Below are 25,931 nucleotides of genomic sequence, written 5' to 3'. Positions count from 1 at the left end.
CACTTCCCATCTTTTTTCGGGCATGCGAAAACGACGAGAGAAAGAATGTGAATTAATGACGCGGCCTGGCCGTGACCACGGCCGATCCAGCCATCATTCGACGTTAGTGCCGGGCGGGGAGGCCGGTAAGTCGCACGTTCGAGAATCATCCCCGTGCCACCAGGCGCACGTTTCGACTACGCAGAGTCGCCTGCGAACAATCCGGTCGTGAAAGGAACTGGAGAACTCCAAGATCGTTTGCAAAGGGCGCCGACCTGCTGCGATTAGTGGGCGTTAAGCGAACCTCCCTACGATGCGCGACGTGAGATTCCGGGTACTGGGCGCTCTGGACGTCCGCGACGCGGCCGGCGCGCCGGTCGTGCTGAACCGGCGCAAGCAGCGGGTGGCGCTGGCGATGCTGCTCGCCCGCGCCAACGAGCCGGTCAGGACCTCGGAGCTGGTCACGCAGCTGTGGGGGGACCAGCCGCCGCCCTCGGCCGCGGCGAACCTGCAGTCCTACCTCGCGGGTCTGCGCAAGGTGCTCGACGACGACGGCTCGGCGCCGCGGCTGCCCGCGAGCCGGGGCGGCTACCTGCTGCGGGTGGAGCCTGGTGAGCTGGACTCCGAGCGGTTCCAGGAGCTCGCGGCGGCGGGCGGGGAGGCGCTGGCGGCGGGCGATCCGGTGCTGGCGCTGGACCGGTTGACCGCCGCGCTGGAGCTGTGGCGCGGAGCGGTGCTGGAGGACCTGCCGCTGCCGCAGGCGCTGGAGGTCGAGGCGGCGCGGCTGGAGGAGCTGCGGCTGGACGCCACCGAGGACCGCTACGCGGCGCTGCTCGCGCTGGGCAGGCACGACGTGGCCGCCGCCGAGCTGCCGCTGGTGACCAACGCGAACCCGCTGCGGGAACGCCTGTGGGAGCTGGAGATGCGGGCGCTGCACCGCTCCGGGCGGCAGGCCGACGCGCTGGCGACCTACCGCAGGGCCGAGGTGCTGCTGCGCGAGGAGCTCGGCATCGAGCCCGGCGCCGCGCTGTGCGAGCTGCGGCGGCGCATCCTGGACGGCGACCCGTCGCTGAACCCGGCGCGGGCCAGCGCGGCGCTGCCCCAGCAACTGCCCCTCGCGGTACCGGATTTCGTTGGGCGCCAAGAAGAACTCGCCCTGCTGGACGAGGAGCCCGGCTCGCTGGTGGTGCTGACCGGGCCGGGCGGGATCGGCAAGAGCGCGCTCGCGCTGAACTGGGCGCACCGGGCGGCCGAGCGGTTCCCGGACGGCCAGCTCTACGCGGACCTGCGCGGCGGGGCGAGCACGCTGGACGTGCTCACCGCGTTCCTGGTGTCACTGGGCGTCCCGGCCACCGAGGTGCCGCCGAGCGTCGACGGCGCCTCGGCGCTGTTCCGCTCCGCGCTGGCCGACCGCAGGCTGCTGATCGTGATCGACGACGCCACCCACGCCGACCAGATCAGGCCGCTGCTGCCCGGCTCAGCACCGTGCACGGTGCTGGTGACCAGCAGGAACCGGCTCAGCGGGCTGGTCGCGCTTCAGGGGGCGGCCCGGGTGGAGCTGGGGCCGCTGCCCACCGCAGAGGCGGTCGCGCTGCTCGGCAGGGTCACCGGCGAGGCGCTGGTGATGACGGAGTACGACGCCGCCGCGGAGATCGCGCTGCTGTGCTGCGGGAACCCGCTCGCGGTGCGGATCGCCGGGGCCAACCGGTGCGGCCAGTCGCTCGCCGCGCTGGTCACCGACCTGTCCTCCGGCGACTTCTTCGCCGCGATGGTCATCCCCGGCGACGAGCTCGCCTCCGTGCCCGCGTCCTTCGCTCGCACCCAGGAACGGCTGACCTTCGCGGCGCAGCGGCTGCTGGCGCTGCTGGGGATGCTGCCGCGCGCCTCGTTCACGGTGGAGGACGCGGCCGGGCTGCTGCGCACCTCGGCGACGAGCGTGCGGCGGCCGCTGAGCGAGCTGGTCACCTGGAACCTGATCCGCGCGGAGGTGGACGGGTTCACGGTGGACCTGCTCACCCGGCGGCTGGCCGCGGTGCTCGGCGGGGCACCGAGCCCGACGCCGCTGTCCCCCACGCTCAGCCCTCGGCTGCCGTCGTGAGGACCTCGGGCAGGCCGAACGCGGCGTAGAGGCTGGTGTCGAGGAAGACGGCCGCGTGCGAGACACCGCCCGGCCCGATGGTCAGCACTTGGACGTTGAACGCGCGCATCACGCCGTCCGGCCCGCGCAGGTAGTTCGCGAAGCCGGGCTGCCCGTTGGCGCTGATCGGGATGAGCCGCTGGCCACCGGGCACGGCCGGGCAGCGGTTCGCGAGGTGCCACGCGATGTCCTCCCGCCCCTGGTACCAGGTGGCGAACGGCGGCATCTCCCAGACGGCGTCGGCGGTGAACAGCGCGACGATCGCGGCGACGTCCTTGGCCTCGAACGCGCGCACGTAGCGGTCGAGCAGTTCGCGCTGGTCCGATCGCTCCACGAGCTGGTCCTGTTGCGGCGCAACGGAATCCAGCTGAGCACGGGCGCGCTGGAGCAGGCTGTTCACCGCCGCGACCGACAGCTCCAGCGCCTCGGCGACCTCGGCGGCCCGCCACTGGAGCACATCGCGCAGCACGAGCACCGCGCGCTGGCGCGGCGGCAGGTGCTGCAACGCCGCGACCAGCGCGAGACGCAGGCTCTCCCGGCCGACGACGATGCTGGCGGGATCGTCGTCGCGGTCCGGGAACGGCTCCAGCCAGGTGATCTCCGGCGGCTGGAAGGGCTCCTCGCCGGGATCGCAGCGCGGGCCGCCGAGACCTGTCGGCAGCGGTCGCCGTCCCCGCCCTTCGAGCGCCGTGAGGCACACGCGGGTGGCGATGCGGTAGAGCCAGGTCCGCACCGACGACCGCTGCTCGAACCTGTCGTAGGCCCGCCACGCGCGCAGGTAGGTCTCCTGCACCAGGTCCTCGGCGTCGTGCACCGAGCCGACCATCCGGTAGCAGTGCGCCAGCAACTCCCGCCGGAACGGGTCGGCCACCGCGAGGAAGGCGTTCATGGCGCAGAAGGTAACCCGCGCCACCGACACTCAGCCGAAGGCCGAAGCGAGCCACTCCTTCCAGGCCGCGTTGTACGCGTCGACGTCGATCAGCGAGTACACGTGGTGCGCTACGGCCGCCGTCATGCCGAAGGGCACCCTGCAGTGGAAGCGCAGGAGCGAGTCGCCCGTGCGGATGCCGACGAAGCCCGGCATGACGATGTCCACGACACCCTCCTGCTTCGGCAGCCCCGGCACGGTCAACGACACCTCGTCGCCGACCTCGGTGGGACCGAGCGAGGCGATGAAGTGCTCCCACCCGGGCCAGGTCGCGGACCGCTCCGGCCCCTCGGCCTCGACGTAGACGGCCGGGCGCCCCGGGAAGTGCACGAGGTACTCCCGCAGCGCGTGCAGGTAGGTGCGCCAGCCCACCGAGGTCATGTCCTCGAACTCGTCCGGCCACCCGTCCCCGACGATGAGTCCACTGTGGACGAAGCGGAGCACGGTCGAGCCCTCGCGCCCCTCGATGAGGTACTCGTAGGCGTCGAAGGAGCCGTCCTCGCGCTCCGGCGCCTTGATCACCAGGTGCTTCGGCGGGTCCCAGACCTCGGCGGCCTCGGGCGAGACCGCGTGGCCGGACATGAACCAGGCGGCCTGGCCCTCCGGGGTGGCGACGGCGGTCCAGACCTCCTCCGGAGTGACCGGCAGGACGATCTCGTTGCTCAGCGAGAACTCACGGGTCATCTCAGACCTCCTGGTAGACCGAGCCGAGCCACGCCGCCCATGCCTTGCCGTACGCGTCGGTGTCGATCGGTGTGTACACGTGGTGGCCGACGGCGATCGGCATGCCGATGCGCGCCCGGCCGTGGAAGCGCACGAGCGAGTCGGCCGTGCGGATGCCGACGTAGCTCTCCTCGATGATGTCCACGACGCCGTCCTGACTGGGCAGCCCGGGCAACGGGATCGACGCCTTGTCGCCGACCGCGGCCACACCGAGCTCCGCGACCAAGCGGTCCCACGCCCCACTGTCCACAGAGGACTTCGGGGCCTCCGCCTCCACGTACAGCGCGGGGCGGCCGGGGAAGTGCACCAGGTACTCGCGCAGCGAGTGCAGGTAGGTGTTCCAGCCCATCGAGGTCATGTCGACGTACTCGTCCGGCCACGCCTCGCCCGACATTCCACTGTGGACGAAGCGGAGCACGGCGGTGCCCTCGCGGCCCTCGATCAGGTACTCGAAGGCGTGGAAGGAGCCGTCCTCGGCCTGCGGCGTCCTGATCACCAGGTGCTTGGGCGGGTCCCAGACCTCGGCGTCGGCCGGGGCGATGTCCTCGGTGCTCATGAACCAGGCGGCCTGGCCCTGCGCCGTGGCGACGGCCTGCCAGACCTGCTCCGGGCTCACCGGCAGCACGACCTCCTTGCGCAGCTCGAACTCGCGCCCCATGTCAGCTCCCCTCGAACTGCGTGCCCAGCCACGTCTTCCACGCCTCGGCGCAGGCGTCGGCGTCGACCGGGGTGAAGGCGTGGTGGCTGATCGCGACCGGCATGTTCTGCGGCATCCGGCCGTGGAAGCGCACGAGCGCGTCGGCCGTGCGGAAGCAGAGGAAGTTCTCGTTGATCAGGTCGACGACGCCGTCCATGGCCGGCAGGCCGGGCAGCGACACCGAGATCTTGTCGCCGACGGCGGAGACGCCCTGCGCCGCGACGAAGCGGTCCCACGCCGCGCGCTCGGCGGAGACGGCGGGCCCCTCGGCCTCGACGTAGACGGCGGTGCGACCGGCGAAGTGGGCCAGGTACTCCTCCAGCGAGTGCAGGTAGAAGTCCCAGCCGAAGGAGGTGATCACCTCGTAGTTCTCCGGCCAGCCGTCCCCGGTCCGTCCACTGTGGACGTAGCGGAGCGAGCTGCGGCCGTCCTCGCCGTCGATGACGTACTCGAAGCGGTGGAAGGACCCGTCCTCGCCGGCCGGGTTCTTGATCACCAGGTGCTTGGGCGGGTCCCAGACCTCGGCCTCGCCGGAGGAGATGTCCATCGGCATGAACCAGCCGGCCAGGCCGTTCGCGGTCGCGACCGCCGCCCAGACCGCGTCCGGGCTCACGGGCAGGGCGACTTCCTTGACGATCTCGTACTCGCGACCCATCTCTCTCAACTCTCCTTGACGCTCGGGTGCAACGCGACGACGACGCGGTGCGGTCGTCCGCCCTCTGCGGACTCATCGTGGTACTTGGCGACCAGGCTCCGCACGGCGAAGCCCAACTCCTCGGCGAAGGCCGCCCGATCGGTGGCGGTGGCGAAGCGGATCTCGCCGTCCACCGCGAAGGTGGCCAGGCGCTTGCGCGCCTTGGCGGCCCCGGTGATCAGCGCGCCCACGTCGCGGACGAGGCGCGCCGCCACGGCCAGCAGCCAGCGCGCCGACAGGTTGTCGCGCGCGCGGGCCGGATCGGGCTGGACCGGGGCCAGCGCCGCCGGGGAGATCACGTACGAGGCGGCGGTGGCGCGCAGGACCCGCTCGGTGAAGTTGCCCCTCGGCCGCTCCTCCACCAGCTCCACCAGCCCGTGCGCCTCGAGGGCGCGCAGGTGGTAGTTCACCTTCTGCCTGGTCAGGCCGACCTTGGTCGCCAACGTGGTCGCCGAGCCCGGTTCGGCCAGCTCGGCCAGCAACCGGGCGCGGATCGGGTCCAGGCAGACCTCGGCCGCCGCCGGGTCCTCGATCACCGCCACTTCGAACATGGCCCCACGCTGACACTGACAAATTTTTTTGTCAAGGGCAGGTTCACCTCGACGGATGACTGTGAGAGCGCTTACCATCCGATGCGGCAACACATTTCGCGGATGGCAACAAGCCGCCGGTTCCCTCCGCAACACCGAAGGGACCCTGCATGTTCAAGCGTCTGTTAGTGCTGTTCGCCGCCTTCCTGTTCCTGACCACGCTGCCCGCTCAGGCGGCTCCGCGCTTCAAGGTCCTCGCGCTCTACAGCGGGACCTGGGACGCCGCGCACATCAGCTTCGTCAAGGAGGCCAACGAGCGCTTCCCGCAGCTCGCGGCGCAGCACAACTTCTCCTACACCGCCTCGACCAACTGGAACCTGCTGACCTCGAACGAGCTGGCGCAGTACCAGGTGGTGATGTTCCTGGACAACCTGCCGCAGACCGCCGCGCAGCGCTCCGGCTTCCAGCGCTACATGGAGAACGGCGGCGGCTGGCTGGGCTTCCACGTCGCGGCCTTCACCACCGATCCTGGCGGGTGGTCCTGGTACCACAACACGTTCCTGGGCACGGGTTCCTTCCGCTCCAACACCTGGGGCCCGACGACCGCGACGCTGCGGACCGAGGACCGCGGTCACCCGTCGACCACGCGACTGCCCGCGACGTGGACCTCGGCGGTGAGCGAGTGGTACAGCTGGAACAACGACCTGCGCCGCAACCCGAACATCAAGATCCTGGCCTCGGTCGACTCCTCCAGCTTCCCGCTGGGCACCGACCCGAACCAGAGCTGGTACAGCGGCTACTACCCGATCATGTGGAGCAACAAGAACTTCCGCATGCTCTACGCCAACTTCGGGCACAACGCCATGGACTACCCGAACAACCGGCCGCTGTCCTCGACCTTCGGCAGCGAGGTGCAGAACCGGTTCCTGATCGACGGGCTCGGCTGGCTCGGGCAGCGCTGACCTTCACAGGATCTGCACAACTCGGCCGCGTGAGCACCACATCCGGTGCTTAGAGTCGGGTCCATGCAGCAGCGAGTGCTGGTCGTCGAGGACGATCTGACCATCGCCACCTCGGTGGCCGACCGGCTGCGGGCCGAGGGGTTCGCGGTGGAGCTGGCGCACGACGGCCCCACCGCGGTCCGCCTCGCCGAAGAGACCCTGCCCGACCTCGTGGTGCTGGACGTGATGCTTCCGGGCTTCGACGGCCTTGAGGTGTGCAGGCGCGTCCAGGCCACGCGGCCGGTGCCGGTGCTCATGCTGACCGCGCGCGACGACGAGGCCGACATGCTCGTCGGGCTCGCGGTCGGCGCCGACGACTACCTGACCAAACCGTTCTCCATCAGGGAGCTGGCCGCCCGGGTCCGGGTGCTGCTGCGCCGGGTCAGCCGCGCGGCAGCGCCCGACCTCGGCGACCTGCGCATCGACGCCACCGAGCGGCGCGTGCACCGCGCTGGCGAGGAGGTGCACCTCACGCCCACCGAGTTCGACCTGCTGGTCTGCCTCGCCGAACGCCCGCGCGCCGTGCTGCCGCGCGAACAGCTTCTGCGCGCGGTGTGGGGCTGGAGCGACGCCAACGGCAGCCGCACGGTCGACAGCCACGTGAAAGCGTTGCGCCGCAAGCTCGGCGCCGATCTGATCCGCACCGTGCACGGCGTCGGCTACGCGCTGGAGGTGCCCCGGTGATCCGCGCCTGGCTCGACCGCGTTCCGCGCCCGCTGGACGGCGTTCCGTCGATCAAGTTCAAGCTCGGCGTCGTCGTGGCCGGCTCGATCACCGTCTCTCTGCTGTTCTTCTGGTACCAGATCGGCTGGCTGCCACCACGCACCGCTTTGACCGCCGTGCTGATCGCTCTGGTGGCATCGCAGGTGTTGGCGCACGGCATGACCCGGCCGCTGCGCGAGATGACCTCCGCCGCCAAGTCCATGGCGCGCGGCGACTACGAGCGCCGCGTCCGCGACACCGCCCGCGACGAGGTCGGCCAGCTCGCCACCGCGTTCAACCGCATGGCCGCCGACCTCGGCGGCGCCGACCAGCAACGCCGGGACCTGATCGCCAACGTCTCGCACGAGCTGCGCACGCCCATCAGCGCGCTGCGCGCCGTGCTGGAGAACGTCGTGGACGGCGTGACACAGCCTGATTCCGCGACCATGCGCACCGCGCTCGCGCAGACCGAGCGCCTCGGAAACCTGGTCGCTGAGCTGCTCGACCTCTCCCGCATCGACGCCGGAGCGCACAGGTTGGACCGCACCGTCTTCCTCGTCGAGCCGCTGCTGGAGTCCGTCGTCGCCGAGGCCCGCGTCATGGCGCCCTCCGCCCGTTTCGTGCTCGTCGTCGCTCCCGGTGCCACCGTCCACGCCGACCGCGCACGACTGCACCAGGTCGTCGTGAACCTGCTCGACAACGCCGCCCGCCACGGCCCTCCCGACGGCTCCGTCCGGCTCGTCGCTTCGACGCGCGGCGCCGACCTGGTGCTCGAAGTGCACGACGAGGGCCCCGGCATCCCACCCGAGGACCGCGACCGCGTCTTCGAGCGCTTCACCCGCGGCGAGCGCGCTGGTGGCGGTGGCACCGGCCTCGGCCTGGCCATCGCGCGCTGGATCGTCGACCTGCACGGCGGCACCATCGCCGCCCTCGGCAGCCACATCCGCGTAACCCTCCCCGCCACCTCCCCCTGACTCCCCTCCTCCACGCCCAACATCAACGCCTAGTTCGGTGCGCCCAACTCCCCGAACGACCCCTTCAGGTACTTCAACTCCCTGAACGACCCTTTCAGTGCGTTCAAGTACCCAAACGACCCGTTCAGGGCGTTCTCCCCAGCCCTGAACGGCCCGTTCAGTGCGCTCAACGCACCAAACGACCCGTTCAGGGCTCTCCCCCCAACCACCTCAATGACTCGTTCAGCACGCTCAACCACCTGAATGACTCGTTCAGTCCGTTCAACCACATGAATGAGTCATTGAGGCGTTCAACCCTGCCCAAGACAAGGAGTGTCCACAGTGGATAAACAAGCAGTGGATAGCAAAGCAGCGGCTCCTCCGGTGCTGGCCGCGGTCGTCACGAGCGGCGTCGTCGCGGCGCTCGCGCTGAGCCCGGGCCGCCCGGGGCTCGGCTGGCTGGTCGCGGCGCTGGCGGTGACGGGCGCGGTGATCGTCACGGCGCGGTGCACGGAAACGAGCGCCAGGAAGAGGAATCCGGTCTGGGCGGTGTTCGCGGTGGCCCTGATCGCGGTCGGCGTGTTCCGCGACTCGCGGTGGTTGTTCACGCTGTGCGTGCTCACGGCGCTGGCCGCGGCGTCGCTCGCGGTGGCCGGAACTTCCTTGCGCGGAGCGGTCGAAGCGCCGATCAACGCGTTGACGCGACTGCACTGGATCAAGCGCGGCGTCCAAGCGATTCGTCCGCGCGGCAACACGAGGACGATACTCGCGATCGCGGTGTCAGTGGTGCTGCTCGTCGTGTTCGGCGGATTGCTCGTCAGCGCAGACCCGGCGTTCGAAGCACTCGTGAAGAACCTCGTGCCCACAGTGGACGGTTCGTCGTTCACGTCGGTCACGGTGTTCGTGCTGGCCGCGCTGTTCACGACGGGGCTGTGCTGGGCGCTGACCCAACCGCAAGCGGATTCTTCCTTTCAGGTGAAGCGAATCAGCCTCCGCCGGATCGAGTGGGTGCTGCCGATCAGCGTGCTCGTGCTGCTGTTCGCGGCCTTCGTCTCGGTGCAACTGCCCGCGTTGTTCAGCGTCGTCGGCGACCTGTCCTACGCGGAGTACGCGCGCCGCGGCTTCTGGCAGCTGCTGGTCGTCACGGCACTCACCCTCGGCGTGATCGCGCTAGCTTCTCGTTTGGCGCCAAGGGAAACGTCCGCTGACCGGGCTTGGCTGCGCGCGCTGCTGGGGGCCTTGTCGTTGCTGTCCTTGGTGATCGTCGCGGGCGCCGCCGTCCGGATGTGGATCTACCAGCAGGAGTACGGGTTCACCGTGCTGCGCGTCCTGGTGCTCACCTGCGAGCTGTGGCTGGGCCTGGTCTACCTCCTCGTGATCACGGCAGGGGTGCGGCTGCGCGGATCGTGGCTGCCGGGCGTCGTGGTGGCCACCGCGATGGCGACGCTGCTCGGGCTCGCAGCTCTGAACCCGGAGCGGTTGATCGCCGACCGCAACCTGGACCGCTACGAGCGGATCGGGCGCATCGACTACCACTACCTGCTGGGCCTGTCAGCCGACGCGGCACCGGCGCTGGCACGGCTGCCCGAGCCGCAGCGCACGTGCGTGCTGAGCTGGCCCACGCGCGAGCTGGAGAGAAACCCGGACAGCCTGCGGGAGTTCAACCTCGCCCGCTCACAAGCACGCCGTTGGTTGGTCGCGCAGCCCGTGCCGTGCCGAGACGTCTCGTTCCGTAATTGAGTGGAGGGCCCGTGCGACCATCTGCCCATGCACGTCTTCCTGGAGACCGAACGCCTGGTGCTGCGCCGGTTCACCGAGTCCGATGTGGACAAACTCGTCGAGCTGGACGGCGACCCCGAGGTCATGCGCTACATCGACAGCGTGCCCACCCCGCGCGAAGAGGTCGAGAACCGGATTCTGCCGGGCTTCCTGCGCGAGGACTCCGGCTACTGGGCGGCCGAGGACCGCGATGGCCAGTTCCTGGGCTGGTTCGCCCTCAGCCCCAACGAGGGCGCGCCGGATGGCGAGCTCGAACTGGGCTATCGGCTGCGGAAGTCCGCGTGGGGCAAGGGGTACGCGACCGAGGGCTCACTCGCGCTGATCGGCTGGGGCTTCCGCGAGGCGGGCCTTCAGCGCGTCACCGCGAACACGATGTTCGTGAACTCCGGGTCGCGGCGCGTGATGGAGAAGTGCGGGCTGAAGCACATCCGCACCTATCACGAGGAGTTCGAGGACCCGCTGCCCGGCACCGAGCACGGCGAGGTCGAGTACGCGCTGACCAAGGACGAGTGGCTCACTGCACGAGCAGGTGGATGACGGCAGCGACGCCGACCACGACGATCACCCCGCGCAGCACGGTCGGCGAGAGCTTCCTGCCGATCTTCGCGCCGAGCACGCCGCCGAGCACCGAGCCCGCGGCGAGCAGGCCCACCACCGGCCAGCTCACCGGCGCGACGAAGGCGTAGATCGCGCCCGCGACCACGTTCACCACCGCGGAGAGCACGTTCTTGATGCCGTTGAGGCGTTGCAGGGGCTCCGCCATCAGCATGCCCATCACCGCGACCAGCATCACGCCCTGAGCGGCGGTGAAGTAGCCGCCGTAGATGCCGATCAGGAAGATCAGGAACAGCAGCAGGAAGCCGCTGCCGGTCGCGGCCGCGCTCTTGCGGGAGGCGACCCACTTCGACACGCGCGGCTGGATGACCACCAGCACCACGGCCAGGCCGACCAGCACCGGCACGATGGCCTCGAAGGCGTCCTTGGGCAGCGACAGCAGCAGGACGGTGCCGCCGATCGCGCCGAGCAGCGAGGCGGCGCTGAAACGCAGCAGCCTCGGGCCCTGCCCGCGCAGCTCCTCGCGGTAGCCGATGGCGCCGCTGATGGTGCCGGGCGCGAGGCCGATCGCGTTGGACGTCGTCGCCGTCACCGGCGGGTAGCCGAGCGCGACGAGCACCGGGAAGGTCACCAGGGTCCCCGAGCCGACGACCGTGTTGATCGTGCCCGCCCAGACCCCGGCGACGAAGATGACGACCGCGTGCCACCAGATCACCGTGCAATCCTTAGCATGCTGAACGGTCCGGGCGCGGTAAGCGGGCGAGCAGGATCACAGGAATGCCCCGCCACCTTCACGCGTTGGGGATCAGCAGAGGCAAGAGCAAGAGTCGGTCGGGTACTGGGAGGCAGCGGTGGCACTGGAACCGGAACAGCTGGTGGAGGTGGACTCCGACGTCCCCGACCTCGACGGCGCCGTGCTGCTGCACAACCTGGACGGGTTCATGGACGCCGGCGGCGCCGGTCGCGTGCTGGCCGAGCACCTGGTGGACTCGCTCGAAGGCCGTGTCATCGCGCGCTTCGACGTGGACTCCCTGATCGACTACCGCTCACGCCGCCCCGCGATGACCTACGCGACCGACCACTGGGCCGCCTACGAGGCTCCCGAGCTGGTCGTTCGGCTGATGCACGACACCGCGGGCACGCCGTTCCTGCTGCTCACCGGCCCTGAGCCGGACAACCAGTGGGAGCGCTTCATCGCGGCGGTGCGCGGCCTGATCGAGCGCTGGGGCGTCCGGCTGACCGTGGGCTTCCACGGCATCCCGATGGGCACTCCGCACACCCGCCCGCTCGGCGTCACCGCGCACGCGACGCGTGGCGAGCTGGTCGCGGACTACGCCCAGGTCTTCAACCGCATCCAGGTGCCGGGCAGCGCGTCCGCTCTGCTGGAGCTGCGTCTCGGCGAGGCCGGTCACGACGCGATCGGTTACGCAGCGCACGTGCCGCACTACCTGTCGCAGTCGGTCTACCCCGAGGCGGGTCTGCGCCTGCTCGACGCCGTCGGCTCCGTCGCCGCTCTTGAGCTGCCCGACCGAGGCCTGCGCGAAGCCGCCGAGCGCACCAACGAGGAGATCGAGCGCCAGGTCTCGGAGTCCGACGAGGTCTCCGAGGTCGTGCGCGGCCTGGAGCGCCAGTACGACACCTTCACCGAGGCGGTCGGCGAGCGCAGCCTGCTCGCGGAGTCCAACGAGCGCATGCCCACCGCCGACGAGCTCGGCGAGGAGTTCGAGCGCTTCCTCGCCGAGCAGTCCGACGGCAAGTGAGCTACCAGCCGGGCATGGGCGGGGTCTTGGCGTCGTAGAGCCAGGAGCGGAGGAAGGCCGTCAGGTCGGTGCCGGACTCCCGTGAGGCCAGCGCGATGTAGTCGGCCGTGCTCGCCGCCTTGTCCCGGTACTGGGCGACCCACGCGCGCTCGATCTTCTCGAAGGTGGCGGCGCCGACCTTCTGGCGCAGCGCGTAGAGCACCAGCGCGGAACCGTCGTAGACCATGCGGCTGAACAGCTTCGGCTCGGTCGGCTTGGCGGGCGGGCCGTAGGTGGAGCGCCACGAGTCGTGCTGCGAGTGGATCTCGCGCATCTTCGACTCCAGGTTCTCCCAGCCCTTCTCGGCGGCGTAGAGGCGTTGGTAGAACTGCGCGTGGCCCTCGGAGAGCCACAGGTCCGACCACTGCCGGACGGTGACGCTGTTGCCGAACCACTGGTGCGCGAGCTCGTGGATCATGTCCTTCTCGGCCGCGCTCTCGGAGCCGGCGAGGTCGCCCTCCGGGAACATCGACAGCGTCTGCGTCTCCAGCGCGACACCGAGATCCGTGTGCGCCACAAGGATTCCGTAGTTGTCGAAGGGGTACTTGCCGACCCGCTTCTCCATCCACTCCAGGTGCCCGGGAGTGCGGGTGCGGTACTTCTCGACCTGCTGGACGAGGTCGGTCGGTACGACGTCGCGCAGCGGCAGCCCGTTGGGCCCGGTGCTGTTGGTGACGGTGAACTTGCCGATCGCGAGGCCGATGAGCTGCGTCGCGACGGGCTGCGGCGAGTCGTAGCTCCAGCGAACGCGGTTCCCGGCGATCGCCGTGCGGGATTTCAGGGTTCCGGTCGCCACGGCGGTGATGTCGGCCGGGGTGGAGATCGTGATCGAGATCGGCGCCTTCTGGCTCGGGTGGTCGTTGTTGGGGAAGATCAGCCGCGCGCCGTTGGGCTGCGGGTAGACGACGGTGCCGTCGGGCGTGGGAATCCAGCCGTAGACGCTGATCGCATCGCTTCGCCTGCGTTGCAAGGTCGGATCGGCGGTGTAGCGGACGGTCGCGGTGAAGCGCTGTCGTGCTGCAACGGCTTTGGCCGGGGTGACGGTGAGCTTGTCGCCCACGCGCTTGGTCGTCGCGGCGGCACCGTCCACTGTGACCTCGCGGAGCTGGTTGCCCGCGAAGTCGAGGGTGAAGCTCGACAGCGCCTGCGTCGCCTCGGCCTCGACGGTCGCGGTGGCCTCGAACGGCCTTTTCGGTGCCTGCCAAGCGAAGTCGAGCGCGTAGTGGGTGACGCGGTACCCGGTGTCGCCGTCGTTGGGGAAGATCGGGTCGCCGAGCCCGGCCGCGTGCGCGGGCGGCGCGATGAGGACCAGCGCGAGGGCCAGTGCCACGAGATGACGAATGTGCTTCACGCGTCTTGTACGCCGTCAGCGTGACGCGCGGTTGTAGGCGGCCGAGCATTCGTCCCGCGCCGAAGCCTGGCCGCGACGCCCTGCACGCCCTCGGGTTCGCCGGTCTTCAAGCCCTCGGCGCCGTGGCCCCATCGTCGGCACGCCTCGCCCGCGCCGGTTTGGCGGCGGCTCCCCTCGGCTCACGCGGGGTACGCGGCGGTCAACGATGATCGACAAGGGGGTTTGCTGGTCTTCAAGCCCCCCAACCCCCGCTGCGGCGGTCTTCAACCACCACAAACCCTCGCGTCACGTGGATTCGTGCTGGTTGGTCATGATCGACAGTGGAGCACACCCGTCTGCCACGCCGGGGTTCGCGGTGATCGAACGAAGGGCTTTGAAGACCGGCAAACCCGGCGCGGCGCGCTCAGCTCGCGGCGCGGGAGCCGAGAAGACGGTGTGCGCCAACGGTGATCCGCTCGGCGGGAGTCTCCTCCTGCACCACGTCGGCGACCACGCAGGTGATGTTGTCCGGCCCGCCCGCGCGCACGGCCAGCGTGATCAGCCAGTGCACGGCCTCGGCCGGTTCGGCCGCGGAGGCCAGCGCCTCGCGCACGGCGTGGTCGCCGACGACGTCGGTCAGGCCGTCGGAGCACAGCAGGAAGCGGTCGCCCACGTGGGCGTCGACGCGGAACAGGTCCGGCTCGAAGGCGTTGCCCGCCTGGAGGGTGCGCATGAGCACGGAGCGACGCGGGTGCCGCTCGGCCTCCTCCGCCGTGAGCCGCCCCGCGTCGACGAGGGACTGGACCATCGTGTGGTCGTGAGTGATCTGGCCGAGCAGGCCGTCACGCAGCACGTAAGCGCGCGAGTCCCCGACGTGGGCCACCGCGAAGCCGCTGCCGTCCCAGAGCAGCGCCGTGACCGTGGTCCCCATGCCGCGCAGCTCGGGATCGGCGTCGGCCAGCACGTCCAGTCGGCGCGCCGCCTCGGCCACGCCGTCCCGGACGAGGCCGAGCGTGTCGCGTTCGCGCAGGTCAACGCCCTCGGTCCAGGTGTCGAGGTCGACGAGGGCGCCGATGGTCGCCGAGCTGGCCACCTCGCCGTGGACGTGACCGCCCATGCCATCGGCGACCGCGAGCAGGCTCCGGCCGAACAGCGCGGAGTCCTCGTTCTCCGCTCGGTGCGGCCCGGGGTCGGAGCCGATCGCGACGCGCAAGCTGTGTGTCATGCCCCCAGTAGAACACCTGTGAACTGAGTTCACAAGCAAGTCGGCTGTGCATGCGCGCGCTGCTACATTGGGCGGATGAGTGAGGCCACGGTCAACGCGGGTGACATCGCGCGTCTCGTCGACGTGGGCCGTGCCGCGGTGAGCAACTGGCGGCGCCGCCACGAGGACTTCCCGCAGCCGGTCGGCGGCACGGCGACCAGCCCGCTGTTCTCGCTGCGCGAGGTCGAGGACTGGTTGCGCCGCAACGGCAAGTCCTACGAGCTGTCCCTCGCCGACCGCGCGTGGCAGCGGCTGCGCGCGGAGGGCGACGATCTCCGGCTCGGCGAGTTGGTCGCCTCGGCCGCGGTCCTGCTGCTGCGCGAGGCGGGTTTCTTCACCGCGGGCGCCATGCCCAACGACACCGAGGCGATCCTCGACCTGGCCAGGGAGAACGGCCCGGCGACCGCGCTCGACCTGCTCTGCGAGCGCTACGTGGAGGCGCACTCGCGGCGGCTGACCGTCACTTCACCCGAGGTCGCCGAGCTGATGATCCGCTTGACGGGCGCGGGCACCGGCACGGTGCTGGACCCGGCGTGCGGACTGGGCACACTGCTGCTCGGCGGCTCTCCCGACCGGGTTTTCGGCCAGGACATCGATCCCGTGCAGGCCAAGATCGCCGAGGCGCGCCTGGTCCTGCACGGGCTCTCGTCCGAAGTCGTGTGCGCGGATTCCTTGCGACAGAACGGTTTCCCCGACCTTCAGGCCGATGCCGTTGTGTGCGAGCCGCCGTTCGGCGACACCAAGTGGGGCTATGCGGAGCTGACCGGCGACCCCCGCTGGGAGTACGGTCTGCCGCCGCGCGGGGAGCCGGAGCTGGCGTGGGTCCAGCACTGCCTCGCGCACGTGCGGCCCGGCGGACGCGTCGCGATCCTGTTGCCCAGCGCCGCCGCGAGCCGTCGTCCCGGTCGGCGCATCCGAGGCAACCTGTTGCGCGCGGGGGCACTGCGCGCGGTGGTGACGCTCCCGGCGACGGGCTCGGACCTGTGGCTGCTGCGCCGCCCGGAGCCGCAGGAACGCCCGCCGTCCCAGCTGATCCTGATGGAGGCCGACGCCGATCTGTCCACAGTGAACCTCGATGCCGGTGACCAGGTCCGCATCATCGACCTCCTCGATGACGACGTGGACGTCAGCCCGGCGCGGCACCGGGGCGGCAACCGCGATCTCGGCGGCGAGTTCTCCTCTGCGCTGCAACGCTTTCGCGACCTGGCACCAGCGGCTGCCCCCGAGCTTGACGTGTTCGCGCGCCGCAGGTCGCTGCCCACCACGACGCTCGGCGAGCTGCTGAAGGCCGGGTTGGTGTCGGTGCGGCACTCCCCCGCCAGGATGAGCGACGGCGACCAGCTCGTGCTCACCTTCGACGACCTCGCCGACGGCCTCACCCCGACCGGCCGCGCTGGCGGTTCCGACCTGGTCACGGCCGAGCCCGGCGACGTGATCGCTTCGCCGCTCGGCATCGCGCGCGTGGCCACCGCGCCGGTCACGCTCGGCGCGCACCTCGCGGCGTACCGGGTCGACCCCGAGCGGATGGACGCCGACTTCCTCGCCGGAGCGCTGCGTGCGGGCGACCACCGCGCTCACCTCGGCTCCAGCCGCGTCGACGCGCGACGCACGCAGCTGCCCCGGCTCTCCCTCGCCGAGCAGCGCGCGTACGGTGCCGCGTTCCGCCGCCTCGCCGAGCTGGCCGACGCGCTGCGCGAGACCGCCGCCGCCGGGCAGGCGCTTGTCCGGCTAGGCTTCGACGGACTCGTCGATGGCAGCCTGGGACCGAGGAGCTAGTGGATGCTCGTCGCCGACCGCTATCTGCTCGAAGACCTGCCGCTCGGGCGCGGCGGGATGGGCGCGGTGTACCGGGGGCACGACAAGCACCTCGACCGACGCGTCGCGGTGAAGTTCCTCCAGTTGCCCGGTGGTCCCGACGACGAGCTTGAGCGGCGTTTCGTCCGCGAGGCGCGCATCCTCGCTCGCTTGGAGCATCCTGGCGCGCCCGTGCTCTACGACTTCGGCACCGTGGATCACCGGCTGTTCCAGGTGATGCAGTTCATCGACGGCGTCACCGTCTCCGATCTCGTCGGTGAGCTCGGTCCCGTTCCCGTCCCGTGGGCCGCGTCCGTCGCCGCGCAGGCGTGCGCCGTGCTGACGGCCGCGCACGCGCTGGCGATCTGTCACCGGGATCTCAAGCCCACCAACCTGATGCTGTGCCCTGACGGCAGCGTGAAGGTGCTCGATTTCGGTCTCGCCGTACTTCGGGAGAGCGATGTCGCCCAGTTCACGCGTGCCGGCCAGCTCCTCGGCACCCCGTCGTACATGGCTCCCGAGCAGATCCAGCGCGGTGTCGCCGGTCCGCGCAGCGATCTCTACGCCCTCGGCTGCGTGCTGCACGAAATGTTGACGGGGCACCAGCTCTTCACCGGCCCCACCGCCTACGCGATCTTCGAGAAGCAGGTGAAGGAGCGGCCTCCCGCCGTCCTCGGCGTCCCGCAGGAGCTCAACGCGCTCGTGCTCCAACTGCTGGAGAAGGACCCCGAGCACCGCCCCGCCGACGCCGTCGAGCTGTACCAGCGGCTGCGACCCTTCGCCGCGAATGTGCCTTCCCTACCGGGTTTCCTCACTCCGCCGACCACTCCGAGCCCTGGCCGGATGTACGCCCGCGTTGTCGGCCAGGCGGAGCCGGAAAACCGCTAGCCCCACCCGCCCCCGCGCCGCTACGGTCCCGCTGACCGAGTTGTCCAGCCAGGGATGTGCCGTTGTACGCCTAGTGAGACCTCCCGAGCACGTGCGCGCCGCGCTCTAGCGCCGCCGCGCTTCTTCTTGCTGCGGATTTCTCACTGAAACGGGTGTATTCCTGTGCTCGAACTGCAATGGGTGGTCGTTCCCACCTGCCCTCCGCTCGTCGTCCGGCATTGTCACGTGTGCGCTTCCGATCGTTTCGAGGCGAGCGGCAAGTTCCGCGTCAACGCCCATCACAAGGTCCTCGACGCCTGGCTCCTCGTGCTCTGCACCGTGTGCGGTGACACCGCGAAGCTCCGGCTCGCCGAGCGCGCGAACGTGCGCTCGATCAGTCCAGAACTGCTGAACCGATGGCACGACAACGACCCCAGCCTCGTGACCGAACTGCTCCAAGCCCCGGATGTGCAGCGCCGCAACCGCTTCACCCTGGATTGGGACAACACCTGGCGGCTCGACACCGGCGGCAATTCCCTGCCGGATCGCGAGGTGATTGACGTCCGTGTGCGCTTCGCGGCACGGATACCTGTCCGACCGGTGCGGTTGATCGCCGAGGGCTGCGGTCTGTCGCGGGGTGAGGTCGAGAGACTGATCGCGGAGGGGAAGCTCGTTTCGGCCGTGCGGCTGAGCGGCAAGCTCTCCGATGACTTCACGTTCACGCTGAAGCGCTGAGTCTTTCTAGGGCCCCTCCCCGTGGAGGGGCCCTAGAAAGGTGCCGGTTCGGCGATGGGTTCGGGCTTGGTTTCGTAGGTGTGGCCCCTGGGTGTGGTCCAGGTGTGGACGCCGTCTTCGCCGTTGGCGCACTGCCAGTTGGTGTGGGTCTTCATGCGGTGGTGACGCCTGCATTTGGGTCGCAGGTTCGTGATCGTGGTGTTCGAGCCGTTGTAGGGGCGGCAATGGTCGTAGTCGCAGCGGTGAGCGGGTTGTCTGCAGCCGATCGCGGTGCAGGTCGGATAGCGGGCGGCGATGAGTTCGCGCTGTTTGGCGGTCGGGCGGTAGACATCGCTGATCTCTTCAGCCATGCCGGTGACCGGGTCGGTCAAGATCCGCTTCCAGACGCCACCGGCGGCGATGTCCCTCGCCAAGGGTGCGGGGAGGGGGCCGTAGCCGGTGAGCATCCCCGGATCGTCAGTCAAACCCAGCGCTGAGGTGACCGGCATCGTCAAGTACACCACCGTCTGCCCCTGCGGCGCTGCAGTTTCCTTACCGTGCAACAGGTCACGGGCAACGTCGGAGCGCTTCTGATCCAGCGTGCGATCGTCTTTGGGCAAGGCCTTAGCGATGCGGTCAACGCGGTCGTAGGACAGGGCGGCGTCGTGGGCAGTCATCGTCAGACGCAGGGAGGACATGCCGTCTTCGAGGTTGAACTTCTCCACCAAACGGGCCTTGTGCTTCTCCGCATGGCGACGTTCGGCGGCCTTGGGGTCGAGGCGGTGGATGAACCGGACACCGTACTGACGGGTCGCGGAGTAGGTGTTGGTCGTTGCGTGGGTGACCAGGGCTTCCTCGACGATCGCCGCTTGGGTTGCGGGGAGGGTACGCAACAGGTCGAGGATCATGAGTGACTTGCCCTGGTCAATTCGGCCTTCGGCCATCGCCTCGAAGACCACGCGGTGCTCCACCAACTCCACCGCGCTATCGATCAACCGACCCGCTTTGATGGGCGACACCTTCAACACGGGCGCGATGAAGTTATCGGCAAACTCACGATCACGAGAATCCAAACCCGCGAGGTAGTCGACCAGCGTTGCGGAGAACGTCGCGACAGCTTCAGAGATGGCCGCGTACGCCGCTTTTACGTCAGCTTCGTCCATACCTTCTATTCTACGCCTTTTAAATAGTCGATCATGGCCCTAAAGGATGAAATCCCAGGCGCCCGCCACGCCGAAAACGCAACCCCCGCGAAACAGAACGCGCGGCTGGAATGGTCGGCTTTACCTGGGGTGCGCGTGCCATACGCTCACGCGAGGGCCGGGTTCACCACCCGTGCCCCTGTAAGGCCCAGGGGCACGCGCAAGGGGCCCCCAGGTCAAGCCGACCCCATCCACACCCCCGCGAACCCAACCCAACCGGGCAGACCAGCCGCACCCCGCTGGAAAGAGCTAAAAAAGAGGGCGCCCCCCAAAGAGGACGCCCCCAAACGCAAACCTCAACCCAACGTATACAGCAACCGATTAGGCGACCCACTCCCAGGATTCCGAACAACCCCAGGTGTCCCAGCAGCTACCAACGCCGCCGAAACCTCCGCAGGCGTAGCCCCAGGATGCGAAGAAAGCCACAAAGCAGCCCCTCCAGCAACATGCGGACTGGCCATTGAAGTCCCGCTCATCGTCGCCGTACCACTGTCGCTCGAATGCGACGCCGACGTGATCCCCGACCCGGGCGCGAAAATGTCCAAGCATCGCCCGTAGTTCGAGAAGAACGCCCGGTTGTCAGAGCTGTCCGTCGCACCAACGGTGATCACCGCGGGCACCCGGGCCGGTCCGGCCGTACACGCGTCCGTCGAGCTGTTGCCCGCCGCGACCACGAACGGCACTCCGGCCGCGGTCAGTCGACCGATCGCCTCGTCACCGATACCCGGCGTGTCGAAGGTGAAGCTGCCGTTGACCACCGCGGGTTTCACGGCGTTCTTGGCGATCCACTCGATGCCTTCGACGCCGTCGGAGTCCGGCGCGCTGCCGTTGCAGCCGAGGATTCTGACCGCGACGAGCTTCACCTTCTTCGCCACACCCCAGGTCTTGCCGCCGACCGTCCCGGCCACGTGGGTGCCGTGGCCGTTGCAGTCCTGGGCGACGGGGTCTTCGTCGACGAAGTCGTAGCCGTCCGCCGCGCGGCCCTCGAAGTCTCTGTGCGACTTGCGAATGCCGGTGTCGAGGATGTACGCGGTCACGTTCGACGCGGTGGTGTTGTAGGTGTACTTCTTGTCCAGCGGCAGGTTCCGCTGGTCAACGCGGTCGATGCCGTAGGTCGGATTCGTCTGCGTGTCCGCGACACGCGCGGTTCCGTCCTGGAAAACCTTGCGCACCAACGGGTCTGCGGCCATGCGGCGAGCGGCTCCGTCGGACAGGCCGCGAACGACGAAGCCGTTCATGGCCACGGTGAGCACCGACTTCACGGTCCCGCCGTACTTCTGCGTCAACGAAGCAGCCGCGGAGGGGCCGTCCTTGAGGGACACGAGGAAGCTGCCGGGCACGGGGTTCTTCGCCGGGACGAAGTCGGCCGCTGCCCCGGCGGTGCCCGGAACTCCCAGGGAGAGCAGGAGCACCGCCGCGAGCAGCTTCACTACCGCGCCCCGGTGAAGAGCAGCTTGTTCGGGGAGCCGTTGCCCGCGTTCTTCACGACGCCGTTGGTGGCGGCGCCGGTGAGCGCGGTGGCGACCTGCGCCGGGGTGGCGGAAGCGTTGCCGGCCAGGTACAGCGCCGCGGCGCCGACGACGTGCGGGGTGGCCATCGAGGTGCCGCTGATGGTGTTGGTGCCGCCGGTGTGCCACGCCGAGGTGATGCTCGAACCCGGCGCGAAGATGTCCAGGCAGCGGCCGGTGTTGGAGAACGACGACCGGTTGTCGGCGTTGTCGGTGGAGCCGACGGTGATCGCCTCGGGGGTGCGCGCGGGGCTGGTGTTGCAGGCGTCGGCGCCGTTGTTGTTGCCCGCGGCGATGCCGAAGGTCACGCCGGACTGGATGGCCTTGCGCACGGCGTCGTCGATGGAGGAGTTCGCGCCGCCGCCGAGGCTCATGTTGGCGACAGCGGGCTTCTTGGCGTTCTTGGCGACCCAGTCGATGCCGCCGATGACCTGCGACCACTGGCCGGAGCCCTGGCAGTTCAGCACGCGGACGCCGACGAGCTTGACGCCCTTGGCAACGCCGTAGGTGGTGCCGCCGACGGTTCCGGCGACGTGGGTGCCGTGGCCGTTGCAGTCCTGCGCGACGGCGTCGTTGTCGATGAAGTCGTAGCCGTCGCTGGCGCGCCCGCCGAAGTCGCTGTGCGCCTTGTGAACGCCAGTGTCCACAATGTACGCGGTGACGTTCTCCGCCTTGGTGGCGTAGTTGTACTTCTTGTCCAGCGGCAGGTTCTTCTGGTCGACGCGGTCAAGGCCCCACGTCGGGTTGTTCTGCGTGTCGCTGGCGTAGGCGTAGCCGTCCTGCTCCACGTACTCGACGGCCGGATCGGCGGCGAGGCGCTTGGCGGCGCTCTCGTCCATCCTCGCCGAGAAACCGCGCAGGGCGGCGGTGTACTCGCGCTCGACCGCGGCGCCGACCTTCGAGGCGACACCGGCGGAGCTGATGCCGGGCCCGTCCTTGAGCACGACGATGTAGCTGCCGGGCACCGAGGTGGGCTGGTTGGCGTTGCGGATCGAGCCCTCGGCGGGCGCGGAGCCAGCCTGGCCCGCGGTCACCACGAGGGCCGCGAGGGCGGTGATGGTGGCGGCAGCGATCTTCTGACGTCGCATGGTTCGCACTCCGTTCACACAGGTGGCCGTCGGGCAGGGGGTCAACTTGCAGGGGTTAACTGACAGCCACGCAGTCATCACCTTCTGACGGGTACTCCCGTTCGAACAATCCGGGTAGGCATACGTAGGCATACGGATTCTTATCCGCGAGCGAACCGGAGGTGGACACGTGACGCGCTCATCGGTGTTCGTCGGCCGCACCGCGGAACTGGAATCGCTGCGCGCGCTGTTGCTGCCGCGCGGGAGCGCCGCGTTCGCCGTGGTCGAGGGCGAGGCCGGGATCGGCAAGAGTCGCCTGGTCAGGGAAGCACTTGACCGAGTCGACCGCACCGTCCTCATGGGACGCTGCGGCCATCCGTTCCCGTACGGCGCGATTCTTGATGCGCTGAACGGTCTAACGGAAACGGCCGAACAGCCCAGTCGGATAACGGGAGTGCTTCGAACACTCCTACCCGAGATCACGCGATTATTGCCTCCGGAGCCCGCTCCGGTCGGCGATCGACGGTTCGACCGGCACCGGATCTTCCGCGCCGTGCGCGAACTCCTCGCCTCGCTCGGCCCGGCGGTGCTGGTGATCGAGGACCTGCATTGGGCCGATGACGACACCAGGCAGCTCGTCGGCTTTCTGATCACCGATCCGCCGCCGGAGCTGGCCGTCGTGGTGACCTTCCGCCGCGAGGAGCTGCCCGGCGGGCTGGGCGGTCGTCGCCCGCCGGAACACGTTGCGCGCACGCAGATCTCGTTGCGGCCCTTCACCATTGCCGAAGTGCGCGCTCTCATCGGCGAGGAACCCGTCTCCGCCGAGGTGCTGCACGAGCGCACCGCGGGCATCCCGTTCGTGGTCGAGGAGGCGCTGCGCTGGGGCTCCGACGGCGTTCCGCCGATGGTGCGCGAGGACGTGCTGGAGCGGCTGGCACGGCTGCCGATCACCGCGAACCGCGTCGCTCAGGCGGCGGCGGTGCTCGGCGTCGCTGAGACGGCGGAGGTCATCGGCGAGGTCGCGGGCCTGACACCGCAGCGCTGCCGCGTGGCCCTGACCGCCGCGCTCGCCGCCGGAGCGCTCCGCGAGGTGGGCGATTGCCGCTACGGCTTCCGGCATTCCTTTGCCCAGCAATCGGTTCACGACACCGTGGCAGGTCCGGACCGTCGCGAGCTGCACCTCCGCGCACTGCGCGTGCTCGAACGACGTGAGCCGAAACCGTTGCTGCGCTTGGCCGAGCACAGCCGCCGCGCCGGAGTGCTGACGAACTGGATGCGTTACGGGGAAGCCGCGGCGGCACAGGCGACGGAGTCCGGCGACCACGCCACGGCGACGGATCTCTTGCAGCGCCTGCTGGAGGAGCCTGAGCTGGCGGCGGCCGACGTGAACCGGCTCGCCGTGCGACTGGGCCAGTCCGCGCACGTGGGCATTGACCAGCTCGACCCGATCACGACGCTGCGACGGCTGCTCGGTGACCGTCGACTGGCCACGGCCGTGCGCGGCGAAGTGCGGCTGTTCCTGGGAATGCTGCTCATCCGCCAGGACGGCAATCTCTCCGCCGGGCTCGCCGAGATCGAGCTGGCCGTGCGCGAACTCGCCGAGCGACCGAATCTCGCGGTCAAGGGCGTCGCCGTGCTGGCGCAGCCGTTCCTGGGCTCGGCGCAGCTGCCCGTGTTGCGGCGCTGGCAGAAGCAGCTGCACGACGGAGTCTTCGACTGCGTCGACCCCGAACTGCGTGTTTCCTTGCTGGCGAGCCATCTTCCGGCGCGGTTGCACATCGGCGAGGGCGGCGGAGTGCGGGAACTGCTCGCCGCGTTGCCCGAGGACGTGGCGACGCAGGGCGAGCAACGGCAGCTCGCGCGGGCGCACTGCAACCTCGCGGACGCGTGCGCTTCCATCGGCCATTACGAGTGGGCGGGCAGCCTTCTGGTCAGCGGATTGCGGCTGGCCAACGACTGCGGAGCGCCGTTCGTGGTGAGCACCGCGCGGGCGACTCAGGCCCGGCTGGACTGGTTCACCGGCGCGTGGTCCGGGTTGGCGGACCGCTGCGTGCGGCTGCTCGACGAGTACCACGACCTGTTCCCCGTCGCCAGCGAGCTGTCGTTGGTGCTGGGCCTGCTCGCGGTGGCGCGCGGCGAATGGGACGAGGCCGCGCGGTGGTTCGCCGCGACGGGGGTGACTCGGCCGCGCGAGGCAATCGGGCCGGTGGCGATCGACGCGTGCGCGGGCCTGACCAGGATGTGGCTGTCCAAGGGCGAGCCCGAAGCCGCCGCGCAGGCCGCGGATGACGGACTGAAGCTCCTGCGGGACAAGGGGATCTGGTCCTGGTCGGGCGATATTGCCCCGGTCGCGGTGACCGCGCTGCTCGGCACGGGGCGGGAGCACGACGCCTACCGGGTGGTCGACGATCTGGAAACCGGCATCGCCGGGCTGGACGCGCCGCTGCCCACTGCCGCCCTGCTCACCTGCCGGGCTCAGCTGGCCGAGGCGCGCGGCGACCGCTCCGGCGCGATCGAGCTGCACCGCGCGGCGACCACGCGCTACGAGAAGATCGGCGCGCCGTACTTCGCCGCGCTGGCGACCGAGCGCGAACTGTTGTGCCGCATGGGCGGTGACCGCAGTCAGGAGGAGCTGGCCGCGCTCGCCGAGACCTTCGACGACTTCGGGGCGACCAGGGACGCCGCGCGGTGCAGGCACCTGCTGCGCGGGCTCGGCGGCGGAACGCCCTCGCGGCGCGGCAGGCGGGGCTACGGCAACGAGCTCTCGCCGAGGGAGCAGGATGTGGCGCGGTTGCTGGCGCAGGGCCGGACGAACAGGGAGATCGCCGAGGTGTTGTTCCTTTCTCCACGCACGGTCGAGCAGCACGTGGCACGGGCACTGCGCAAGCTCGGCGTGAGCTCGCGCGGCGAGCTGCTCACGTGAGCGGGCGCGAGGTGCGGATCGACCAGTGGAACGCCTTCGACGTGAAGCGGGCGGGCATCGGCTCGGCGGCCTTCCCGCTGTCGATCGAGGTCGTGCAGCAGGGCGGGACCTGGCTCGTGCACGGCACGGCGTCGACCGCCTACGACATCGTGGACGCGTTGCCGTGGGCCGAGAACGTCGCGGTGCTCAACGTCGGCCAGAACAGCTGGCTGGACGAGGACCTGCGCAGCCTGCGCCCGCACGAGATCGCCGAGGAGCAGAACGTTCCCTCGGTGGCGCACGACATCGGTGACGCGGCACCGCTGCTCGTGCTGGCACGCCAGGACCTGCGCGCCTTCTTCTCGGACTGGACCCTCTACGGGGTCGACATCGTGGACTGGACCGGTGAGCTGGCCCCCGAAGCGGTCGCGCGCGGGGACCTTCGCGGTACGCACCTGCACAGCGAGCACGACAGCTACCTCAGCGTTCGCAGCGACGATTCTTCAGTTGCACCAAGGGTTTTCGCTCGATTACTCGCCCTGCTCGCGGCGAGCGCGCTCGGTGTCGAGGACGGTGGGACGATCACCGAGCCGCCGTGGGAGCTGTGCGCTCAATTGCTCGACCGGAGCCCGTTCTGGACCGGTCGCGTCACCGGGACCGGCCCCTACGGCGTGGAGATCGGCCTGGCGCCACAGGGGTGGCGGCCCAACGATCCCGGGCCGAGGGCGTTTCCCGTGCAGGTCAAGCATGATCGCGTGACGGGGATGTGGAACGGGGCCGGTGGCTGACACCACCGGCCCCGCGTC

Annotated in this window: 22 protein-coding genes and 1 pseudogene; 12 read left to right on the top strand and 11 right to left on the bottom strand. The window is 69.7% G+C overall.

Annotated features, from left to right (window positions below):
* Positions 1-301: 301 nt before the first annotated feature.
* Positions 302-2,077, top strand: coding sequence for a BTAD domain-containing putative transcriptional regulator (locus tag CCN37_RS27410; RefSeq protein WP_168200887.1), 1,776 nt, complete (start codon positions 302-304; stop codon positions 2,075-2,077).
* Here the strand turns inward: CCN37_RS27410 and CCN37_RS27405 are convergent.
* Genes CCN37_RS27405 through CCN37_RS27385 form a run of 5 tightly spaced genes read right to left on the bottom strand, consistent with a single transcriptional unit; the run spans position 2,055 to position 5,709 of the window.
* Positions 2,055-3,005: a sigma-70 family RNA polymerase sigma factor gene (locus CCN37_RS27405; protein WP_086826246.1), complete on the bottom strand. Its 951-nt coding sequence runs from the start codon at positions 3,003-3,005 to the stop codon at positions 2,055-2,057. The two genes, CCN37_RS27410 and CCN37_RS27405, sit on opposite strands and share 23 nt — an antisense overlap.
* Before the next feature lie 30 nt (positions 3,006-3,035).
* Complete coding sequence (locus CCN37_RS27400; protein ID WP_086826223.1) at positions 3,036-3,728, bottom strand: SRPBCC domain-containing protein; 693 nt, start codon at positions 3,726-3,728, stop codon at positions 3,036-3,038.
* A gap of 1 nt (position 3,729) precedes the next feature.
* Positions 3,730-4,425, bottom strand: coding sequence for an SRPBCC domain-containing protein (locus tag CCN37_RS27395; protein WP_086826221.1), 696 nt, complete (start codon positions 4,423-4,425; stop codon positions 3,730-3,732).
* 1 nt (position 4,426) lies between these two features.
* The gene (locus CCN37_RS27390; protein ID WP_086826218.1) at positions 4,427-5,119 is read right to left on the bottom strand and encodes an SRPBCC domain-containing protein; all 693 of its coding nucleotides are present in this window, start codon (positions 5,117-5,119) and stop codon (positions 4,427-4,429) included.
* 5 nt (positions 5,120-5,124) lie between these two features.
* Entirely contained in the window at positions 5,125-5,709 is a 585-nt protein-coding gene (locus tag CCN37_RS27385) for a helix-turn-helix domain-containing protein (RefSeq protein WP_168200886.1), read from the bottom strand.
* 149 nt (positions 5,710-5,858) lie between these two features.
* Between CCN37_RS27385 and CCN37_RS27380 the strand changes: the two genes are divergently transcribed.
* The 5 genes from CCN37_RS27380 to CCN37_RS27360 all read left to right on the top strand — a co-directional run bounded on the left by CCN37_RS27380 (position 5,859) and on the right by CCN37_RS27360 (position 10,660).
* Complete coding sequence (locus tag CCN37_RS27380; protein WP_086826216.1) at positions 5,859-6,650, top strand: ThuA domain-containing protein; 792 nt, start codon at positions 5,859-5,861, stop codon at positions 6,648-6,650.
* Positions 6,651-6,713: 63 nt separating this feature from the next.
* A complete protein-coding gene (locus CCN37_RS27375; RefSeq protein WP_086826214.1) occupies positions 6,714-7,373 on the top strand; it encodes a response regulator transcription factor in 660 nt (219 codons plus the stop codon).
* Positions 7,370-8,365: an ATP-binding protein gene (locus CCN37_RS27370; protein ID WP_086826212.1), complete on the top strand. Its 996-nt coding sequence runs from the start codon at positions 7,370-7,372 to the stop codon at positions 8,363-8,365. Before CCN37_RS27375 ends, CCN37_RS27370 begins: the two co-directional genes overlap by 4 nt.
* Positions 8,366-8,701: 336 nt before the next feature.
* Positions 8,702-10,084, top strand: coding sequence for a DUF4153 domain-containing protein (locus CCN37_RS27365; RefSeq protein ID WP_143261838.1), 1,383 nt, complete (start codon positions 8,702-8,704; stop codon positions 10,082-10,084).
* Between the two features lie 27 nt (positions 10,085-10,111).
* Complete coding sequence (locus CCN37_RS27360) at positions 10,112-10,660, top strand: GNAT family N-acetyltransferase (RefSeq protein WP_086826208.1); 549 nt, start codon at positions 10,112-10,114, stop codon at positions 10,658-10,660.
* Here CCN37_RS27360 and CCN37_RS27355 read toward each other — a convergent pair.
* Positions 10,638-11,393 (bottom strand): sulfite exporter TauE/SafE family protein, encoded by a 756-nt coding sequence (locus CCN37_RS27355; protein ID WP_086826205.1) that lies wholly within the window; start codon positions 11,391-11,393, stop codon positions 10,638-10,640. The two genes, CCN37_RS27360 and CCN37_RS27355, sit on opposite strands and share 23 nt — an antisense overlap.
* A 136-nt stretch (positions 11,394-11,529) precedes the next feature.
* Between CCN37_RS27355 and CCN37_RS27350 the strand changes: the two genes are divergently transcribed.
* Positions 11,530-12,438, top strand: coding sequence for a proteasome assembly chaperone family protein (locus CCN37_RS27350; protein ID WP_086826204.1), 909 nt, complete (start codon positions 11,530-11,532; stop codon positions 12,436-12,438).
* Position 12,439: 1 nt separating this feature from the next.
* Here CCN37_RS27350 and CCN37_RS27345 read toward each other — a convergent pair whose 3' ends face one another.
* Complete coding sequence (locus CCN37_RS27345; protein ID WP_210408226.1) at positions 12,440-13,807, bottom strand: M1 family metallopeptidase; 1,368 nt, start codon at positions 13,805-13,807, stop codon at positions 12,440-12,442.
* Positions 13,808-14,231: 424 nt separating this feature from the next.
* Positions 14,232-15,032 (bottom strand): PP2C family serine/threonine-protein phosphatase, encoded by an 801-nt coding sequence (locus tag CCN37_RS27340; RefSeq protein ID WP_086826202.1) that lies wholly within the window; start codon positions 15,030-15,032, stop codon positions 14,232-14,234.
* Positions 15,033-15,107: 75 nt separating this feature from the next.
* Between CCN37_RS27340 and CCN37_RS27335 the strand changes: the two genes are divergently transcribed.
* From CCN37_RS27335 to CCN37_RS27325, 3 genes are all read left to right on the top strand, one after another.
* On the top strand, positions 15,108-16,847 hold the full coding sequence (locus CCN37_RS27335; RefSeq protein ID WP_086826200.1) for an N-6 DNA methylase: 1,740 nt from the start codon (positions 15,108-15,110) through the stop codon (positions 16,845-16,847).
* A 3-nt stretch (positions 16,848-16,850) separates the two neighbouring features.
* A complete protein-coding gene (locus CCN37_RS27330) occupies positions 16,851-17,753 on the top strand; it encodes a serine/threonine-protein kinase (protein WP_086826198.1) in 903 nt (300 codons plus the stop codon).
* Between the two features lie 162 nt (positions 17,754-17,915).
* Complete coding sequence (locus tag CCN37_RS27325; RefSeq protein WP_210408225.1) at positions 17,916-18,467, top strand: DUF1062 domain-containing protein; 552 nt, start codon at positions 17,916-17,918, stop codon at positions 18,465-18,467.
* Between the two features lie 32 nt (positions 18,468-18,499).
* Here the strand turns inward: CCN37_RS27325 and CCN37_RS27320 are convergent, their stop codons facing one another.
* From CCN37_RS27320 to CCN37_RS27310, 3 genes and pseudogenes are all read right to left on the bottom strand, one after another.
* Positions 18,500-19,609, bottom strand: a complete 1,110-nt coding sequence (locus CCN37_RS27320; protein WP_086826196.1) for an HNH endonuclease signature motif containing protein — start codon at positions 19,607-19,609, stop codon at positions 18,500-18,502.
* Positions 19,610-19,944: 335 nt separating this feature from the next.
* Positions 19,945-21,078, bottom strand: a complete 1,134-nt coding sequence (locus CCN37_RS27315) for a S8 family peptidase (RefSeq protein ID WP_086826194.1) — start codon at positions 21,076-21,078, stop codon at positions 19,945-19,947.
* Positions 21,079-21,086: 8 nt separating this feature from the next.
* Positions 21,087-22,244: pseudogene (locus CCN37_RS27310) on the bottom strand (S8 family peptidase); the annotation flags it as partial.
* A 169-nt stretch (positions 22,245-22,413) separates the two neighbouring features.
* On the opposite strand from CCN37_RS27310, the gene CCN37_RS27305 reads away from it, so the two are divergent.
* Positions 22,414-25,146, top strand: coding sequence for an AAA family ATPase (locus tag CCN37_RS27305; RefSeq protein ID WP_246843345.1), 2,733 nt, complete (start codon positions 22,414-22,416; stop codon positions 25,144-25,146).
* Positions 25,143-25,913, top strand: a complete 771-nt coding sequence (locus tag CCN37_RS27300; RefSeq protein WP_086826190.1) for a hypothetical protein — start codon at positions 25,143-25,145, stop codon at positions 25,911-25,913. The genes CCN37_RS27305 and CCN37_RS27300 overlap by 4 nt, the downstream gene beginning before the upstream one ends.
* The last annotated feature ends 18 nt before the right edge of the window (positions 25,914-25,931 follow it).

The organism is Allokutzneria sp. NRRL B-24872 (assembly GCF_002155965.1).
Taxonomy (GTDB): Bacteria; Actinomycetota; Actinomycetes; order Mycobacteriales; family Pseudonocardiaceae; genus Allokutzneria.
This window is presented reverse-complemented; position numbering and strand designations above follow the sequence as displayed.

Coding starts and splice junctions, on each gene's coding strand:
- CCN37_RS27405 (WP_086826246.1), bottom strand. CDS start 3,005: ATGAACGCCTTCCTCGCGGTGGCCGACCCGTTCCGGCGGGAGTTGCTG.
- CCN37_RS27320 (WP_086826196.1), bottom strand. CDS start 19,609: ATGGACGAAGCTGACGTAAAAGCGGCGTACGCGGCCATCTCTGAAGCT.
- CCN37_RS27385 (WP_168200886.1), bottom strand. CDS start 5,709: ATGTTCGAAGTGGCGGTGATCGAGGACCCGGCGGCGGCCGAGGTCTGC.
- CCN37_RS27375 (WP_086826214.1), top strand. CDS start 6,714: ATGCAGCAGCGAGTGCTGGTCGTCGAGGACGATCTGACCATCGCCACC.
- CCN37_RS27400 (WP_086826223.1), bottom strand. CDS start 3,728: ATGACCCGTGAGTTCTCGCTGAGCAACGAGATCGTCCTGCCGGTCACT.
- CCN37_RS27390 (WP_086826218.1), bottom strand. CDS start 5,119: ATGGGTCGCGAGTACGAGATCGTCAAGGAAGTCGCCCTGCCCGTGAGC.
- CCN37_RS27360 (WP_086826208.1), top strand. CDS start 10,112: ATGCACGTCTTCCTGGAGACCGAACGCCTGGTGCTGCGCCGGTTCACC.
- CCN37_RS27395 (WP_086826221.1), bottom strand. CDS start 4,425: ATGGGGCGCGAGTTCGAGCTGCGCAAGGAGGTCGTGCTGCCGGTGAGC.
- CCN37_RS27335 (WP_086826200.1), top strand. CDS start 15,108: ATGAGTGAGGCCACGGTCAACGCGGGTGACATCGCGCGTCTCGTCGAC.
- CCN37_RS27330 (WP_086826198.1), top strand. CDS start 16,851: ATGCTCGTCGCCGACCGCTATCTGCTCGAAGACCTGCCGCTCGGGCGC.
- CCN37_RS27380 (WP_086826216.1), top strand. CDS start 5,859: ATGTTCAAGCGTCTGTTAGTGCTGTTCGCCGCCTTCCTGTTCCTGACC.
- CCN37_RS27340 (WP_086826202.1), bottom strand. CDS start 15,032: ATGACACACAGCTTGCGCGTCGCGATCGGCTCCGACCCCGGGCCGCAC.